At 59.2% G+C, this 17,941-nt stretch carries 14 protein-coding genes; 13 read left to right on the top strand and 1 reads right to left on the bottom strand.

Annotated elements, in window-relative coordinates:
* The first annotated feature begins 263 nt into the window (after positions 1-263).
* The 11 genes from AC1RBA_RS15050 (at position 264) to AC1RBA_RS15000 (ending at position 13,828) form a co-directional block, all read left to right on the top strand.
* Positions 264-1,208, top strand: coding sequence for an EpsD family peptidyl-prolyl cis-trans isomerase (locus tag AC1RBA_RS15050; RefSeq protein ID WP_070224639.1), 945 nt, complete (start codon positions 264-266; stop codon positions 1,206-1,208).
* A gap of 62 nt (positions 1,209-1,270) precedes the next feature.
* Positions 1,271-2,044, top strand: a complete 774-nt coding sequence (gene epsE, locus AC1RBA_RS15045) for a polysaccharide export protein EpsE (protein WP_083287179.1) — start codon at positions 1,271-1,273, stop codon at positions 2,042-2,044.
* A 62-nt stretch (positions 2,045-2,106) separates the two neighbouring features.
* Positions 2,107-3,522, top strand: coding sequence for a chain length determinant protein EpsF (gene epsF, locus AC1RBA_RS15040; RefSeq protein WP_070224586.1), 1,416 nt, complete (start codon positions 2,107-2,109; stop codon positions 3,520-3,522).
* Between the two features lie 15 nt (positions 3,523-3,537).
* Positions 3,538-4,413 carry a chain length determinant protein tyrosine kinase EpsG gene (gene epsG / locus AC1RBA_RS15035; RefSeq protein ID WP_070224585.1) on the top strand — a complete coding sequence of 292 codons (876 nt, stop codon included), beginning with the start codon at positions 3,538-3,540 and terminating at the stop codon, positions 4,411-4,413.
* Positions 4,414-5,319: an exosortase B gene (gene xrtB / locus AC1RBA_RS15030; protein ID WP_492418876.1), complete on the top strand. Its 906-nt coding sequence runs from the start codon at positions 4,414-4,416 to the stop codon at positions 5,317-5,319.
* Positions 5,316-6,011 carry an exosortase-associated protein EpsI, B-type gene (gene epsI / locus AC1RBA_RS15025; RefSeq protein ID WP_083287180.1) on the top strand — a complete coding sequence of 232 codons (696 nt, stop codon included), beginning with the start codon at positions 5,316-5,318 and terminating at the stop codon, positions 6,009-6,011. Before xrtB ends, epsI begins: the two co-directional genes overlap by 4 nt.
* Before the next feature lie 111 nt (positions 6,012-6,122).
* The gene (locus AC1RBA_RS15020) at positions 6,123-7,631 is read left to right on the top strand and encodes a lipopolysaccharide biosynthesis protein (protein WP_492418874.1); all 1,509 of its coding nucleotides are present in this window, start codon (positions 6,123-6,125) and stop codon (positions 7,629-7,631) included.
* Positions 7,632-7,641: 10 nt separating this feature from the next.
* Positions 7,642-9,075, top strand: coding sequence for an O-antigen ligase family protein (locus AC1RBA_RS15015; RefSeq protein ID WP_070224581.1), 1,434 nt, complete (start codon positions 7,642-7,644; stop codon positions 9,073-9,075).
* Positions 9,075-10,013 (top strand): glycosyltransferase family 2 protein, encoded by a 939-nt coding sequence (locus AC1RBA_RS15010; protein WP_070224580.1) that lies wholly within the window; start codon positions 9,075-9,077, stop codon positions 10,011-10,013. The genes AC1RBA_RS15015 and AC1RBA_RS15010 overlap by 1 nt, the downstream gene beginning before the upstream one ends.
* Positions 10,014-10,134: 121 nt before the next feature.
* Positions 10,135-12,429 (top strand): heparinase II/III domain-containing protein, encoded by a 2,295-nt coding sequence (locus tag AC1RBA_RS15005; RefSeq protein WP_227742126.1) that lies wholly within the window; start codon positions 10,135-10,137, stop codon positions 12,427-12,429.
* A 145-nt stretch (positions 12,430-12,574) separates the two neighbouring features.
* Positions 12,575-13,828: a glycosyltransferase gene (locus AC1RBA_RS15000; protein ID WP_175444759.1), complete on the top strand. Its 1,254-nt coding sequence runs from the start codon at positions 12,575-12,577 to the stop codon at positions 13,826-13,828.
* A 7-nt stretch (positions 13,829-13,835) separates the two neighbouring features.
* Here the strand turns inward: AC1RBA_RS15000 and AC1RBA_RS14995 are convergent, their stop codons facing one another.
* Positions 13,836-15,086 carry a phenylacetate--CoA ligase family protein gene (locus AC1RBA_RS14995; protein WP_492403617.1) on the bottom strand — a complete coding sequence of 417 codons (1,251 nt, stop codon included), beginning with the start codon at positions 15,084-15,086 and terminating at the stop codon, positions 13,836-13,838.
* A gap of 344 nt (positions 15,087-15,430) precedes the next feature.
* Between AC1RBA_RS14995 and AC1RBA_RS14990 the strand changes: the two genes are divergently transcribed.
* On the top strand, positions 15,431-16,558 hold the full coding sequence (locus AC1RBA_RS14990; RefSeq protein WP_492418871.1) for a glycosyltransferase family 4 protein: 1,128 nt from the start codon (positions 15,431-15,433) through the stop codon (positions 16,556-16,558).
* 96 nt (positions 16,559-16,654) lie between these two features.
* The gene (locus tag AC1RBA_RS14985; protein WP_070224576.1) at positions 16,655-17,935 is read left to right on the top strand and encodes a nucleotide sugar dehydrogenase; all 1,281 of its coding nucleotides are present in this window, start codon (positions 16,655-16,657) and stop codon (positions 17,933-17,935) included.
* The last annotated feature ends 6 nt before the right edge of the window (positions 17,936-17,941 follow it).

Here is a 17,941-nt window from a genome sequence, read left to right as displayed (position 1 = left end):
AGTTGTTTTTAAGATCTTTTAATAGTTTTTTAAGCAAATATTTCCCTAGTAAGCTAGTACACTGTGTATCATATTTATAATATTGACAATCATGTGGTCGCAAGCCCATAATTTCAATCGAAATCTGCTTTTTTTGACAATGTTTTGTTGCCAAGTGAGTTATCATCACGTTCACAAAATTATCAGCGGATTTCCTTACCTGAACTGAAGGAGTCATTTTGAACCAAGTGCAAATCGCCCGTGTGTCTTCGAGCACGTCCGCCATGCCTTCCCGTCTGCTGTGCGCAGGCCTGGTTGTGCTGGCCGTCGCAGGATTGTCTGCTTGTGGCAATAAAGAAAAAAAGCCCGGCCAGGCGCTGGCGAGTGTAAATGGGGAAGAAATCACCGTCCTGCAGCTCAATGAAGAGATGCAGCGCGCCAATGTTCAGGCGCCGCAGCAGGAAGCGGCGAGCAAACAGTTGCTCGAATCGCTGATCGACCGCCAGTTGCTGCAGAACGAGGCGGCCAAGGACAAGACGGACCGCGATCCCAAGGTGGTGCAAGCGATCGAACGCGCCAAGGCGCTGATCGTCGCGCAAGCCTATATGCAAAAGCGCATCGGTACGATCGCCCGCCCCACCAAGCAGGAAGTGGAAGAGTACTTCCAGAAGAACCCGCAATTTTTCAGCGAGCGCAAGCAATTCGACATGCGCGAACTGGTGATTGCCAGCGCGGACATGAACGACCAGTTGAAGGCGGCCATGGATAGCGCCAAGACGCTCGACGACGTGGCTGCCTGGCTCGAGGCGCATAAGGTCAAGTTCGCCCGTACACAGTTGTCGCGCACCAGCGCCGACCTGGCGCCCGAGCTGAGCGCGAAATTGCTGTCGATGCCGAAGGGCCAGTTGTTCATTATCCGCGAAGGAGACCGCACCTTGCTCATTTCCCTGGCCGATATCCGCGACAATCCCGCGACCCTGGCACAGGCTGCACCGCAGATCGAACAATTTTTATTCAACAAGAAAAACAAGGATGCCGCCGATGCCGAACTGAAGCGTCTGCGTGCCGCCGCCAAGATCGAATACCTGGGCAAGGACGGCCCCCCGGCCGCCGCATCGGCAGCGGCCAGCGCCGCGGCTCCGGTACCTTCACCTGCTTCGGCGGCCCAGGCAGCACCGGCGAAGAGTTCCTCGGAAGCAAATGATCGTGGCGTTGCTGGCTTGAAGTAAGTCGCAGCATTTTAGGTAAGTAACTCTATCAATGGAATAAGCGAATCATGAAACGACTTTTGATGTGGTGCATGGCCACTCTGTTGGCCTTGAGCGCCGGCTTCGCCGGTGCTGCCGATGTACAGCTGGGCGCCGGCGACGTATTGAAAATTTCCGTCTATGGCAATCCCGACCTGGCGCTCGAAACGCGCGTCAGCGAGGCGGGTGAAATCACCTTCCCCCTGGTCGGCAATGTGGCCCTGGGCGGTTTGTCGGTCTCGGCAGCGGAAAAAAAACTGGGCGGCTTGCTGGAAAGCGGCGGCTTCCTGCGCAAGGCACAGGTCAACATCATCGTGACGCAGCTGCAAAGCCAGCAAGTGTCGGTGCTCGGCCAGGTCAACCGTCCTGGGCGCTATCCGATTGAAGGCAAGCGCAGCCTGATGGACATGCTGGCCATGGCTGGCGGCGTCAGCCAGGACGGCGGCGATGCCGTCAGCCTGATTCGCAAGCGCAACGGCAAGACGACGCGCGAAATCGTCGATATCGTCGAGATGGTGCGCTCGGCTGACCTGAACCGCGACCTGGACGTGGCTGGCAACGACGTGATCTTTGTCGAGCGCGCGCCGCGCTTCTATATCTACGGCGAAGTCCAGCGTCCGGGCGCCTTCCGCCTCGAGCGATCGATGACGGTGCTGCAGGCTTTGTCCGTCGGCGGTGGCCTGACGCAGCGCGGCACCGAGCGCGGCATTCGCATCAAGCGCCGCGACGAGGCTGGCAAGCTGGAAATCATCAACGCCAAGCATGATGACCTGCTGCAAGTTGACGATATGGTGTACGTGCAGGAAAGCCTGTTTTAAGCCTGTGTCCGTATCTTTCCGGCGCAAGCCGGATGTTTTTCATTCTGTGTTGAGGTTTTCCCATGAATTTGTCACAGCTCCTACTGATCCTGCGTGCGCACAAGAAGTTGATCTTGGTCACGCTGCTGGTCACTGTTCTCGGCACGCTGTCGGTCAGTTTGCTCTTGCCTAAAACATACAAGGCGACAAGTTCGTTGCTCTTGAACTACAAAGGGGTCGACCCGCTGACGGGCCTGGCCATGCCGGGCCAGTTGTTGCCTGGTTTCATGGCGACGCAAATCGACATCATCAGCAGCAAGAACGTTGCCTTGCGCGTCGTCGACCATTTGAAACTGGCGGAAAGCCCGGCCGTGATTGCGCAATTCAATGAGGCGACCGAAGGCAAGGGCGGCACCGTGCGCGACTGGCTGGCCGATCTGCTGCTGAAAAAAGTGGAAATCGTGCCATCGCGCGAAAGCAGCGTGGTCGACATCAGCTTCAAGGGCAGCGACCCGCAGTTCGTTGCCGCCGTGGCAAATGCCTTTGCGGACGAGTACCAGAAGACCAGCATCCAGCTGAAGGTCGATCCGATGCGCCGCGTCTCGACGTATTTCAGCGAACAGACCAAGTTGCTGCGCGATAACCTGGAAGTGGCACAAAGCAAGCTCTCCAAATACCAGCAGGACAATGGCATCGTCAGCGTCGACAACCGTCTCGATGTCGAATCGAATCGCCTGAATGACTTGTCGGCGCAATTGGTCATGGCGCAAGGGCAGACGATGGAAGCGTCGTCGCGCCAGCGCATGGCGCAGGGCAGCAATGGCATGGCCTCGCCCGACGTGTCGTCCAATCCGCTGATCCAGAACTTGAAGATTGGCCTGGGTAACGCCGAAGGCAAGCTGGCCGAAATCGCCCAGCGCCTGGGCCGCAACCACCCGCAATACGAGAGCGCCAAGGCGGAAGTCGACAAGCTGCGCGCCGACCTGCGCGAGCAGCTGGCCAATACCTCCAGCAGCGTTGGCAACAATGCGCAGATCCTGCAGCAGCGCGAAGCGGCGGTGCGCGCCGCCCTGCAGGCGCAAAAAGCCAAGGTGCTGGAATTGAACCGTACCCGCGATGAGATGGGCGTATTGATGAAAGATGTCGAGAGCGCCCAGCGCGCCTTTGACGTGACGTCGCAGCGCCTGTCGCAAACGCGCATCGAGGGCCAGGCGGAGCAGTCGGATATTTCCGTGCTCAATCCGGCTGTGCCGCCGATCGATCCTGCCGGTCCACGCGTGCTGCTCAATACCTTGCTGTCGATTTTCCTCGGCACCTTGCTGGGCGTGGGACTGGCCATCGTGATCGAGATGCTGTACCGCCGCGTGCGTTCGGAAGCCGACTTGCAAGAAACGCTGCAGATTCCCGTCTTCGGCGCCATCGACTGGAATGCCCGCAAGTCGCCGCGCAAAAAAGGTGTGTTGAACGGCATTCTGCCGCGCCGCCTGCGCTTACGTTAAAACATGGATATGACGATGAACCAAGCCGCGCTCCCCATTTCGATGAACACCGTGCCACGTACCGGCGACTCCAGTATTGGCGGTCTGCTGCTCGAGTCGGGCAAGATCACGCCCGAGAACGCCGAGCGCGTGCTGCGCATGCAAAAGGAACTCGGCATCCGCTTCGGCGAAGCGGCCCTGCGCCTGGGCCTGATCACGGAGGCCGACATCCAGCAAGTGCTGGCACGCCAGTTCGATTATCCCTACCTACAAAAAGGCGAGGGCAAGTATTCGGAGCTGCTGGTGGCTGCTTATGAACCGTTCAGCCCGCAAGTGGAAACGCTGCGCGCGATCCGCAGCCAGGTCATGCTGCGCTGGTTTGCCCGTGGGCACAAGGCGCTGGTGGTGCTGGGCGGTGCATCCGGCGACGGTGCCAGCCTGTTTGCGGCCAACCTGGCTGTCGTGTTTTCGCAGCTGGGTGAACGCACCCTGCTGGTCGACGCCAACTTGCGCAATCCGCGCCAGCATGAAATTTTCGATGTTCAGACGCGCCAGGGCTTGTCCGACATACTCGCTGGCCGTGCTCAGCTCGACGCCATCACCAAGGTCGAATCGTTCGTCGATCTGTCCGTGCTGGGATCCGGTACACTGCCGCCGAATCCGCAAGAGCTGCTCAGCCGTAGCTCGTTTGCCAACCTGAACACGGAACTCGAGTCGCTGTTCGACATCGTCATCTATGACGTGGCCGCGTATGCGCTCGGTTCCGACGCGATGGCCATTGCGGCCCGTGCCGGTGGCGTGCTGATCGTGGCGCGAAAGAATCAATCCCTGTTGAGCGACATCAACGCCATGGCCGAGCAGATCGTGCAGAGCGGTGCCAAGGTGGTCGGTTCCGTGATGGTGGATTTCTAAATGAATACCCAAGCCAAGCGGTGGTCGGGCCTGAACTTGCAGCAATGCAAGGAATACTTGCCAGAATGGCTGCCGTTGGCCATCGGACTGCTGGCCATGTACATTCCGTCCTTTGCCGGCCTGTTTGGCGGCATCTGGGCGACGGAAGAGCAGGCGCACGGTCCCATCATCCTGTTTTTGTCGCTGTGGCTGATCTGGCGCAACTGGCCCGACATGCTGGAAAAAACCCGTGGCAGCGAACCCAGCGCGCTGGGCTGGGGGGTGCTGGCCATCGCCCTGGTGCTGTACGTGCTGGGCCGTTCGCAACATATCATCGCCTTTGAAATCGGCTCCTTCATCTGGATGCTGGCAGCCGTATTGTTGCTGAAGCGGGGCTTGCGTGCCTTGAAAATATTGTGGTTCCCGTTCTTCTTCATGCTGTTCATGGTGCCCTTGCCGGCCCAGATCGTCATCATGCTGACGATGCCGATGAAGATGGCCGTGTCGTACGTGGTCGAGCACCTGCTGTTTTTTGCCGGCTATCCGATCGCCCGCACGGGCGTGATCCTGCAGATCGGCCAGTACCAGCTGATGGTGGCGGACGCGTGCGCCGGCCTGCAGACCTTGCTGTCGCTGGAGGCGCTGGGCCTGTTTTACCTGAATGTCGTGCGCCACACGTCGGCACTGCGCAATATCGCACTGGCTATCCTGATCATCCCGATCTCGTTCTCGGCCAACGTCGTGCGCGTCATCGTGCTGACCCTGATTACCTATTATTTCGGCGATGCCGCGGGGCAGGGCTTCCTGCACGGTTTCGCCGGCATGGTGCTGTTCATTACGGCGCTGATCCTGATCCTTTCTGCCGATACCCTGCTGCAATGGATCGTTAAATTGCGTGAGCGTAGAGTGTCGGGGAGCCAGGCATGAAATCGATGATCAATTCCGTCAAGGTCAGTGTGCTGGCCGGCATCCTGATGGTGGCGTCGGCCGGGCTGGCCAAGCACTTGACGCCCAGCGTCAAGATCGCCGACAGCAAGAGCCAGTTCCAGCTCGCGGACATCATCCCGGTGGCCTTTGGCGGCTGGACCATCGACACCACCATCATTCCGCTGCAAGTCGATCCGGAAACCCAGGCGCGTCTGGACAAGATATACAACCAGACCTTGTCGCGCACGTATGTCGATCCGCAAGGAAACCGCGTCATGCTGTCGATCGCCTATGGTGGCGACCAGAGCAGCAATATGGCCGTCCACTTGCCGGAAGTCTGCTATGGTGCACAGGGCTACGAGGTGCAGAAGTCGGGCCGCAGCGAGCTGCGCACCGATTACGGCACCTTGCCGGTGAAACATCTGTATGCCACGAATGGCCCACGCCAGGAACCGATCACCTACTGGATTACCGTTGGCGACAAGGCGCTTACTCCCGGCCTGGACCAGCGCATGCAGGAATTGCGCTATGGCTTGAGCGGGGCGATTCCCGATGCCATGCTGGTACGCGTGTCGAGCATCGACAGCGATACGGGCGCCGCCTACGCAATACAGGAAGGCTTTGTGCGCGCCATGTTGTCGGGCATGAAGGCGCAGGACCGTGCGCGCATCATCGGCAACTTCCATGGTTAAGCGGAGCGCGCCGGCGCTGCCTGGCCGTAGCCCCGATATTTTTGTCGATAGGAATTGCCATTAACCTTACGTTGCAGCGCCAGTGCGCCTCCTCCTGTCCTGCGTCGCGCCATGTCTGCCAGCGCTGACGTCAAGACACGCGCGGTAAGCGCCGTCAAATGGGCCGCGCTCGGCACGGTGACGCGCTTCGTGCTGCAGATGGGCGTGCAGATCGTGCTGGCGCGCCTGCTGGGGCCGGAAATCTACGGCCTGTTCGCCATGGGCTTGCTGGTCATGACACTGAGTACCTTCCTTGCCGATTTCGGCTTTGCCTGGGGCCTGGTGCAAAACCAGCAATTGCATGACGACGACATCCGTTTCGCCTTCACGTGGCAATGCTTGTCCGGCGCGGCGGCCATGCTGGGCCTGTACCTGCTGGCGCCGTGGATCGCCGCCTACTTCAAGGAGCCACGGCTGGTGTCCATCGTTTGCTGGCTGAGCCTGACGTGCCTGCTCAGCGCGATGACGGCGCCCAGCAGCAACCTGCTGCGGCGCCAGCTCAATTTCCGCTGGCTCAATATCGCGCAGATCCTCAGTTATGCGCTGGGCTACCTGTGTGTGGGCATTCCGCTGGCACTGATGGGCGCTGGTGTCTGGACCCTGGTCAGTGCCTGGCTGGTACAGGCGCTGAGCTTGCTTATCCTGACATATTGCCGCAATCCCCATACGCTGCGTCCATTGCTGTGGTACGCGGGTGCGCGCCGCTCGACGCATACGGGCAGTACAGTATTCATTACCAACCTGAGCAACTGGTTCTTGAACAACCTCGATCGGGTTTTCCTGGGGCGCATCCTCAATGCCCACGCGGTTGGGGTATATGCGGTGGGTTACAACCTGGCTAACACGCCCAATTCGCTGTTCCTCAGCGCCCTGCAGCCAGCCTTCCTGGCGGCCGGTGCGCGCTTGCAGGACGACGTGGCTGGCTTGCGGCAGGCGTACCTGTCCGTCATCGCGGCCACCTGGATCGTCATCGGTCCCGTCTTCGTGGTGTTGGCCTGCCTCGCCGGCGACCTGATCGCCACCCTGTACGGCAATGCCTGGCGCGAATCGAGCCGCGTGCTGACGGTGTTGGCGCTGGGCATGCCCGCCTACGTCACGTGGGGCATGTCGACGCCCATCTTGTGGAATACGGGCGGCAAGCACCTGGAAGCGCTGCTGCAGATGCCGCTGATCGTGCTGGCGGGTATCGCACTCTGGCAGTTTTCCAGCCTGGGTGTAGTGGTGGTGGCCGCCATCGCGTCAGGTACCTTGCTGGCGCGCGCGCTGGTGATCGGCATGACGGCATGCCTGCGCTTGCATTTGGGCATAATCGACTTGTGGCCCAGCGTCTGGCGCTCCGTCGTGCTGATGCTGCTGGCGGCGGCCGGCGCCCATGGCGGCTCACTGCTGGGGCATGCCATCGGCCACGGGCCGCTGCCTGCCTTGTTGTTTGGCTCTCTAGGTGGCGGCGGTCTGTGTTTGCTGGCCGGTTTGCTTCAGCCACAATTGCTGGGACGGCGTATCGTCGACCTGCTTGGACGCTTCAGTCCGCCGGTGCCGGCACGGGTCGGTGTTTATCTTCGTAGTAAATGTTCAGTATGATGAGATTGATATGATTGAATTTATTGGCGGCTTGGTGGTGTTGATCGCCGCAATCCTGGTCGTGGCGGGCATGGCTTTGAGTGCCCACTGGGGACACAAGCGGGAATTGGGGTTGATGCAATATATTGCGTACCCGATTTTCCTGACCTATGCCTTGACCATTTTCTTGTCGGGCCGCGACCTGGCTTTTCCAGATGATGTGCTGGCCATTGTCGTCAACAAGAGTTCCATCGTTTCTTGGCTGGGCCGCCTGAGTTCGGTATTTCTGATCTTCTCATGTGGCGAGCGCATATTGCGCTACGTGCTGAACTCTGGAAGCGAGCACAAACGCATGCCCGGCATGCTGCTGTTTGGCTTCTGGATTTTTTACGCGAGCAATACATTGACCCCCGCCCTGTTCGGCATGTATCCATATTTTTCCCATGAATTCCTGTATGCGCTGCTGGCTTGCCAGGCGGCCCTGATGGCCAATACCAAGGCCGACGTGGACGCCATGACGGTTGTGCTGCGCAATGCCCTGCTGGCGTTGCTTGTCGCCAGTGCCGCTTGCATCGTATGGAAGCACGGTCTGGTAATGAGCACGAACTACCACGGTCTGGTACCAGGCCTGAAGCTGCGCTATGCTGGGCTGACCAGCCACGCCAACAGCCTGGGGCCATTGTGTGTGCTGTTCATGCTGTGCCTTTGGTATCGGCCTTTCAAAAATGTCTGGCTGATGCGCGGTGGCTGGATGCTGGGCGGCATCAGCCTGCTGCTGACGCAGTCGAAGACTAGCTGGATCGCCTTTATCCTGTCGGTGGTGGTGCTGGCCTGGTATAGCCGCCGCGATGAAATCAACGCCCGCATTCAGGATTTCCGGCGCCCCCATCTACCAGTATTATTAATACTGATGATGATGTTTGGCGGCGCCCTGCTATGCTTGATTTTCATGTTTGGCGGCGGCGGCGACAAGATTGCGCGCTTCTTCACGACCCGCGACGGCGCCGAACTGATGACCTTTATGGGGCGCGATCAGATCTGGCAGATCGCCGTCGAAGAGTGGCGCAAGAATCCTGTGTTTGGCTACGGACTGAATATCTTCGATGAGGCTTTCCGCAACAGCATCGGCATGCCGTTCGCCACCCATGCTCACAGCCAGTTCTTCCAGAGCCTGTCGAGCGCCGGCAGCGTCGGGGCGTTTGGCCTGCTTTTCTACACGCTGGTGATCGCTTATTTCGTCGCCAATACCGTCCGGGCCAGCCAGGGGCTCTCGCTGGCGCTGTTTATCCTGCTCATTTGCAAGTCGATCAGTGAAGTGCCTCTGTCGCTAGCCAGCATGAGCCCTGATTTGCCGATTCATATGCTGCAGCTGGCGGTGCTCGTCCGCTACTATGTACCGGCTGCACAGCAGCGGCGTGAGAAAGCCTTGGCACGGCGCAATATGATGGAAGGGAGTTTGTCTTGATGTTGTGCTCCGTCATTATCCCACTATATAACAAGGAACAATATATCGTCTCGGCGATCGCCTCTGTGATGTCGCAAAGCCACCAGGATTTTGAAATTGTGGTCGTCGACGATGGCTCGCGCGATGGCGGCGCCGCTCTCGTGGAAGCGATGGACGATCCGCGCATACGCTTGATCCGACAAGCGAATGGAGGCGTGTCACGCGCGCGCAACGTGGGTATCGCGGCCTCGCGAGGAGAGCTGGTTTGCTTCCTCGACGCCGATGATTGGTATGCTGCAGATTTTTTATTGGCAATTGTTTCCATGTACCAAAAGTATCCGGAAAACAGTTTTTTTTCTACATCATTTTTATGCATGAACGATCCATCCGATGGCCTGCTCGACCAGGTTGCCGATGCGCGGTTTGAGCCGATTAAGAATTTCTATGCCTACCGGGCAGCCCACGGAGTGTTCTATTGCACTAACTCGATTGCCGTGCCGCGCCGCCATTTAATGTCCATGTCTCAATGTTTTCCCGAAGGCGATCAGTTTGGCGAGGACCAGGATTTATGGTTCCGCCTGGCCGAGCGCCTGCAGCTGGTCTTCACGCCTGCCAGACTTGTAGCATATCGCACGGATGTGGCTGGCAGCCTGTGTGCCGTGCATGACTTGCGCACCTTGCCACAGGTATTTTTTCGGTTGGAGCAGCGCGCCCTGAGCTTGCCTGCCGGCGACCCATCGCGCCCGGGCGCCTTGAGCATCGTCGCCGATGCGCGCATCAAGGTGGCGCGCTATGCTTTGCAGGATGGGCGCCGTGGCGATGCCTTGGTGGAATTATGCAAGGCATTGCGCGGCGGCATGTCGATGCGCTGGCTGGTGACTTTCGTCATGTGTACCGCTGGCAACGCTTCTTTGCTAAAACGGTGGGAATTGTGGCGCGAATTGAAGCAGAGCAACTAAAGTCATAGTAACCGAAAGTACTTTCGGTATAATGGACATTGCGCCCATGCAGTGTTGAGGACTTGCAATTCACGAGTCCTTTTGCTCGAGGCGCGCCGCTCCGTCTTGAGGGAAGGCGATTATGCAAAATGAAGCTGCCCCAGAAAAGATGTCATCCTATCTCATGGAGGCTATAAGCATGAAAGCCGCTAAACGTACCTTGCTATGCAGCGCAGCCTGGCTGCTGTTCCCTTATAGTCATTATGCGCGTGCCGACTGGGCCCAGTCGGCGGATGCACTGGTCGTGAAGGCGATGCCGACGAACCGCCAGCTGCAGGCGCAGAACCCGCCGACATTTACGTGGGCGCCCTACTCGGCGACTACCACTTCCTATACGCTCGAGATCCGCATCGGCACCACCGTGGTGCGCACCTATACGAGCAGCCGCAACTGGTATTTGCCCAGCGAGCCGCTTCCTGTCGGCAGCTATACCTGGCGCGTGCGCCCCACCGTCAGCTCGGCATGGTCGGATGACCGCGCCTTCGAGATCGGTGGCAGTTCCAAGCAATTCATTTTGCCGGCCAATGATGTCTTGCGCGCCAATATCCTGAAACGTCCGCGTCCGCGCGGTTTGCCTGCCAGCTTGCCGGTAGCGAGCGCCTGGACCGCTGCCATGAAGGCAGAACGGGGCCCGGCCTTGCAGGGGATGAGCAATGAAGTTGTCCTGCAAACGACCAATGTCGCGCTGCCGTCCGACGCCAACTGGCCCCTGGTTGCCAGCAGCGTCATGACTGCTGCCTATGCGGCGCAGATGACGTCGGTACGTACTTCGATCGTCTTGAACAGCCGCCAGCTCGAGGCCGCCGCGCTGATGTTCCGCCTGACGGGCGAGCAACGCTTTCTGACTGAGGCCTTGCGGCGGGGGGATGCCCTGACGGCGCTCAATCCCAATGGGCCGACCAGCTATGTCAATCAGGCGCAGGGCAGCCGCTCTATTGCCCTGGCGTTGAGCAAGGCGCTTGACAGCCTCGGTTCCAACCTCGACGCGACCCGGCGTGCTGTCTGGATGGCGATGGTCAAGACGCGTACGGCCGTTATCTACCAAGAGCTGCTGAGCAACAATGGTGGTATCGAACAGAAACCTTACGATGCCTTCACGGCTACCAATATCGGTTTTCTTGCCGGTATTTCCGCGCTGGTGCTGGGCGAAATCCCGGAAGCGACCACGTGGTTCGACTTTTCCGTACGCTACTTCTCGGGTTCCTTGATGGTATGGAGCGGCCCGGAGGGCGGTTTTTCGGAAGGTACGGCCTACGCGGAGTTCAGCGCGGATAACGCCTTGCAGATATGGCAGCCCTTGCTGCAGGCCAGCGGCATCGATTTGTTTGCCAAGCCGTGGTCCGCAGGGCTGGCTCGTTTCTTCATGGAATTTGTTCCGCCCGGCGCCAAGACACATATGTTCGGCGATGCGCAGGAGATTGAGCCGGTGTACCGTTTGCTGAAGGCCTATGTATCGCGCTTTGCTACGCCGGAAGCAGCCTGGTACGTCAAGAATATCACTGTGAACGAGGACATGCTGACCTTGCTGCAGGCGCCGTATCCTATGCCTGTATCGACCGTGACGGAAACGCCGCGGCCGCCGGCCAATGGCGCCCTTTTTCCCAGCATCGGCTGGAGCGCGATGCACAGCAATCTTGCTGATTTGAAACGCACTTCCGTGTATTTCAAATCTACGCCCTATGGTTCGTTTTCGCATAGCCATGGCAATCAAAATTCCTTCGTGCTGACGAGCGCCAATGTTCCCCTGCTGATCGAGACGGGCTGGTATGACTGGTTCGGTTCGCCCATGCACACGACATGGTATCGCCAGTCGAAGTCGGCTAACACGATTACTTTCGATGGCGGCGTCGGTCAAATGGTGGATGGCTACCGCGAAACCCTGGTGCGCAACGGCGCCATTACGGCCTTTTCCACGACACCGTCGGTGGACTACGTGGAAGGCAATGCGACCCCCGCTTATGGCGGTGCGTTAAGCCTGGCGGTACGGCAATTGTGGTACTTGCGCGACAGTGATGCCATCGTCGTGCGCGACAAGCTGGCTGCGCCTGTCCAGCGCAGCTTCGAATGGAATTTTCATGCGGCAGCACCAATCTTGGTAGATGGCAGCGGCAATATTTCCATCGTCAACCAGGGCCGCTCCGTGTGCATCAAGCCGATAGCCGATCCGGGGGTGCGCTATGAGAAACGAACAGGGCCGCCACCAAAGGCGGGTAGCTACGAAGAGCACGGCGCCCTGGTACGCACGACCAGTGCCAGCAGCGGCGAATTCCTCGTCCTGCTCGACGTTGGGTGCAAGAACTTGCCCGTAAGTATCACTGCAACGGCAACCGGCAGGCAATTGACAGTCGGCACGCAGAAAATCACCATCGCCAACTGATTACCTGCCGGCATGTCCAGTAAGCCGCTTGCCTTCAAGGCAGGCGGCTTTTTTTATGCCCTGTTCATAGCGATGCAAGCAGGAAAATCAGTTAATCATGGTATTATTGCAATAAATGCATTTATGTTATGAAGAGGTTCACTTGATGAGTACACCGGTAGCTGCAGCCCAGGACAATGCTTCGACGCTGCGTCTCTTGCAATTGGTTCCCGAAGCCTTGCCTACGTTCCGCGTGGACGTCACTACCTTGTTTGGCGACTACCTGCCGCGCCACGGCATCGAATGCGAGCTGGTTGGCAAGCCCGTGCTTGGCGTATTGCCGGACCGCAGCGAAGGAACCCGATTCGCGCGCGTCAGGACAAGTAGCGCGCAGGGCGGGCGGCTGCGGAGGGAAGGGGCTTTTTTACTCACCTGCCTGAGTGCCTTGCTCAAGGTCAACCGCGCGACCTGCGACGTCATCCAGGTGCGCGACATGGTGTCGATCGGCTTGCTGGCGCTCGTCATTGCCCGCCTCAAGGGCATTCCCTTTGTCTTCTGGGTTTCCTTCCTCATGTGCGAGGCGCGCATTGCCAGGGCGCGGGCACAATTGGCGGCGCATGGCGGCTTGCGCAATCGCCTGATATTACTCAAAGGTTTGTTGGAGGAGTGTCTGCTGTACCGCGTCGTGTTACCAAGGGCGCAACACGTCTTCGTGCAAAGCGGGGCGATGCTGGAGATGATGCTGGAGAAGGGCATCCCGAAATCGCGCCTGAGCGCGGTACCCATGGGCGTCGACACGCAGGTGCTGGCCGCTGCGCCTGTGCAGGCGGAGCGTCCGCAAGGGTGGCAGCATGGACCGTTGATCGCCTATCTTGGGACGCTTGATCCCAGTCGCCAGATCGGACGCATGATCGAGGCGCTGGCCAGCGTGCGCGGCACCTATCCTGATGCGCGCCTGCTACTGATCGGCAGCGCCGGTTCGCCAGCGGAAACGGCTGCGCTGCAGGCACAGGTGGACGCTTCCGGCTTGGGCGCCGCCGTGCGCATTACCGGCTGGCTGCCATCGCGGCAAGCCTGGGCCTTGCTGGCCAGCGCCGATGCCGCCGTATCCTATTTTCCCCGTGGCTTGATCCATGACACCTGTTCGCCCACCAAGTTGCTGGAATACATGGCGCTGGGAATGCCGGTGGTGGCCAACGACAACCCCGATCAGGTACGCGTTCTCAAGGAGAGTGGCGCTGGCTGGCTGGTCGACAGTTCGACGCCGGCGATGGCGCAGGGACTACTCGACATCCTGGCCGATCCGGCAGCGGCGCGTGCCCGCGCGGCCAGCGGCCCGGGGTATATCGAGGCGACGCGCAGCTATCGCGTGATCGCGTCGGCCGTTGCCGCACAGTACCGGCGCCTGGTGCGCCGCTAGCGTTACTTCAGGCAGCGGGACGCCGGATCACGAAGCGGTGCTTGCCGTTCGCCTGCACCAGGAAGGGCGCGTTGTGAATGAAGTCCAGCTGCTCAAATGCCAGCGATGCGCCGATGCGTCGGCGATACTCGTCGTCGAGCGCCTGCCTGCCATTCGCTGTGCCATGCAGGTTGATTTCCAGGCGCTGCTCGTCGAACACCACTTGAAACGCGTGAATATGGGGGTCTTCGCGGAAAAGGTGGGTGAAAAATTCTGAATGGACGGCCGCGCCGTGCGGGTCGACCACCATGTCGTTCTGCCGCCCGCCGACTTCATCGATCAGTGGCAGGCTGCGGCCGCACGCGCACAGCCGGCTCGACATGCGCACCAGATCCCCCGTATCGCAGCGCGGCAGAAACATCGCGCGATTTGCCATGTCCGTCGAGATCAGCCGCCCATCAGGCAAGATTTCCGCGTGGCTACGCGACGAGATTAGGTGGAAGCCGTCGCGGTGCTCGCATTCGAAGGCTGAAACCCCAGCTTCGTTGCAGCCATACTGGCTGTAGCATGGCACGCCAAAGGCGGCTTCGATATCGGCCCGCATGGCCGGCGTCAGTACTTCTGCCGTACACACAATGCCGCGTAGCACGTGGTGCAGGCGCTGGCCAGATGCCAGCCTGTGCCGGGCCAACCGGTGGACGGCCGAGGCATAGCCGTACAGCAGCCGGAAGCCGCCCTGGCTCAGGTTAGCATCATATTCATCCATGCGTGCTGGCGACATGTCGAACGCGGACAGGACGCTGACATTCAGCAAGCGGTAGTAGATGCGCTGTTTGTAACCGGTGCCAAACAGGGAGGAGCCGGCAAGAAAAGCCACCTTGTCGCCCAACTGGTAGCCGGCCGCTTCCCAGGCGAGGAAAATGCCGGCCCACAGGTAGGACTGGGCTTCATTGCCTGTGTAGTACACCAGCGGTTCGCCCGTGGAGCCACCTGTTTTCTTGCGCACGACCTTGCCCTTGTAGTGGGGGTTGATCAGTTGTTCGCGATGGGTATTGATAAAACGCTTGTCCAGCACGGGCAGCGCTTCAAAATGGCTGACGTCGCGGAACAGGGGCAGGGCGTGCCGCATTGCATCAAAGTAGTCATTGAGCTGACTGCGCTCCCTGGCCTGCATGGCGGTATGGTCATCGTATTGCCAGTGGCGCAGTGTCTTGAGCAAGCCGATCGAATCGGTGCCGCGTGCAAGGTCGATCAATTTGTAGCGCAACGCTAAAGTCATTCTTGTACTCTCTATTCTTGCGCCGCACGGGAACGCTGTCCCCGTATGTGCAGCTAATTGCGTGTCTCGGGTCGGGTGTTGCTAGTCTGCACGCCGAACCTGTGATTCTTCCGTGCATGGCATGACAATTATTCATAATACAATATTTTTTTGACTGCTGTATGCATTCTGACGTATCCAGGCAAAGATGTCGCGTTCCGCGATTCGATTGAAAAAGTTAATTTTAAAGAAGTATTTTTGTTGTACAATAGTCACTCTTTATAAGCACAACAATAACAGTTTTGCTGTGGTGCAAAATGTATCGCGTGCGCGCTACGGGAATATGTGAGAATAAAAAAAATGCAATGGTTGTCGTAGTCCGACATGTACTGGATAAAAAATTTGGGGGCTGGATGAAGGCTGGATGCAAGGTACTGATGGTAGGCACCCATCCTGGCGGAAAGGGCGGCATCGCCACCGTTGTCGCTGTGCTGCAACAACAAGGTTTTTTTAAAGAGAACGCGGTGCGCTATATCGCCACGCATGCGCAAGGGGGGGGCGTGCGCAAGCTGGGCACGGCCATTGGCGCCGTGTGCACGGTAGCCTGGCTGTGTCTGACGCAGCGTCCGGCCATCGTGCATGTGCATTCTGCGTCGCGCGCCAGCTTTTACCGGAAATCATTGATATTGCTCACGGCGAGGCTGTTGGGCCGCAAGACGATCTTTCATTTGCATGGCGCCGAATTTCGGCAGTTTGCGAATGTCGAATCGGGCCCGCTGGCCCGCTGGTGGATACGCCGCACTCTGGCCAGCAGTTCCATGGTGGTGACCCTGTCGGAAAGCTGGAGCGGTTTCTTGCGTGAACTGGCGCCGACGGCCCGCCTGCGGGTGGTGGCCAATTCGGTCTCCATGCCGGTGCTGCAGGAGCCGGCGCGGGAAGAGGCGGGACGCATTCTGTTTCTGGGAAGGGCCGAAAAGCGCAAAGGCATCTTTGAATTGCTCGACGCTATTGCGCTGCTGAAGCAGGAGTATCCTGAAGTCATGCTGGTGATCGGCGGTGACGGCGACCTCCAGGAGATCGCGCTGACGGTAGAGCGCTTGCAGATCGGCGCGCATGTGAGCATTCTCGGCTGGATTGGCACGCAGGAACGCGACGAGCAATTGGCCCGCGCGGCGGTATTTACTCTGCCATCGCACGACGAGGGCTTGCCTATGTCGATGTTGGAAGCGATGGCCACTGGCAAGGCGATAGTCGTGACACCGGTCGGTGGAATTCCCGAAGCCGTCTATGACGAGGTCAATGGCTTGCTGGTGCCGCCGGGCGATGTTGAGGCGCTTGCCGCGGCATTTAGCCGTTTATTGACGGATATCACGCTGCGCCGCCGCATCGGAGAGCAGGCGCGTGCCACCGTCGCCGAGCGTTTTAGTACGCAAGTGGTAATGGCTCAGCTGGCCAGCCTTTACCGGGAGCTGGAAGGACCGGCGGCGCCGTAGCCAGGTGATGGATAGGCTTGCTGCTGGAGCGTAATGCCGCTGTCAGGATGGCCAGGTATCTGCCTGGCAAATATTGAATTTTTTGAAGGTTTTGTTATGACAACAATTGCAGTGATTGGCCTGGGCTACGTAGGCCTGCCCTTGGTCGTGGAGTTTGGCAAGCTGGGGCGTACCATTGGCTTTGATATTTCCGTCGAGAAAGTTCAGTCTTGCCAGCGCGGCACGGATCCCTCGCGCGAACTGAGCGACCAGCAAATGGCCGCGGCCGTGCAGGCCGAGTATTCGTCCGAGCCGCAAATACTGGCCGAGGCCGATATTATCATCGTGGCCGTGCCGACCCCCGTCGACCAGGCCCATAATCCGGACTTCTCGCCCTTGATCGGCGCCAGCCGCACGGTGGGCCAGTACCTGAAAAAGGGCGCCATCGTCGTCTATGAATCGACCGTGTATCCGGGCGCGACCGAAGAGGTGTGCATCCCCGTGCTGGAAGAGGTCTCCGGCTTGAAGTGGAAGCAGGACTTTTTTGTCGGCTATTCCCCCGAGCGTATCAATCCGGGCGACCGCAAGCATATGTTGACGAATGTCATCAAAGTGGTCTCGGGCGATACGCCGCAGACGCTCGAACGCGTTGCCACCATGTATGAAAGCATCGTCGAGCCGGGTGTGCACCGCTGCTCCAGCATCAAGGCGGCGGAGGCCTGCAAGGTGATCGAAAACACCCAGCGCGATCTGAATATCGCGCTGATGAACGAGTTGGCGATCATTTTTGACAAAATCGGCATCGATACGTCGGAAGTGCTGAAGGCGGCCGGCACCAAGTGGAATTTCCTGAAGTTCTCGCCGGGCCTCGTGGGTGGCCATTGCATCGGGGTCGACCCGTACTACCTGACGCACAAGGCGGAAATGCTCGGCTATCACCCGCAGGTGATTCTGGCCGGGCGCCGCATCAACGATGGCATGGGCAAGTATATCGCCGAGCAGACCATCAAGAACATGATCGCCTCGGGCAGCTACATCAAGGGCGCCCGCGTCAACGTGCTGGGCCTGACGTTCAAGGAAAACTGCGCCGACCTGCGCAATTCCAAGGTGGGCGACGTCATCCGCGAACTGAAAACCTACGGCGTGGAAGTATTCGTGCACGATCCATATGCGGAACAGGAAGAGGCGATGCACGAGTATGGCGTGCGCCTGTTCAGCTGGGAAGAACTGCCGCGCGCCGACGCGATCGTGGCGGCCGTATCGCATCAGCAATTGCTCGACCTGCCGGTGGAAGAGTTGCAACGCAAGCTGATCAAGAGCGGCTGCTTCATCGACGTCAAGGCGTGTTTCGACCAGCAGGCGCTGGAAGAGGCAGGCATCAAGGTCTGGCGCCTGTAAGGGCCG

It is taken from the genome of Janthinobacterium sp. GW823-FHT03B06 (assembly GCF_058796955.1).
This window is presented reverse-complemented; position numbering and strand designations above follow the sequence as displayed.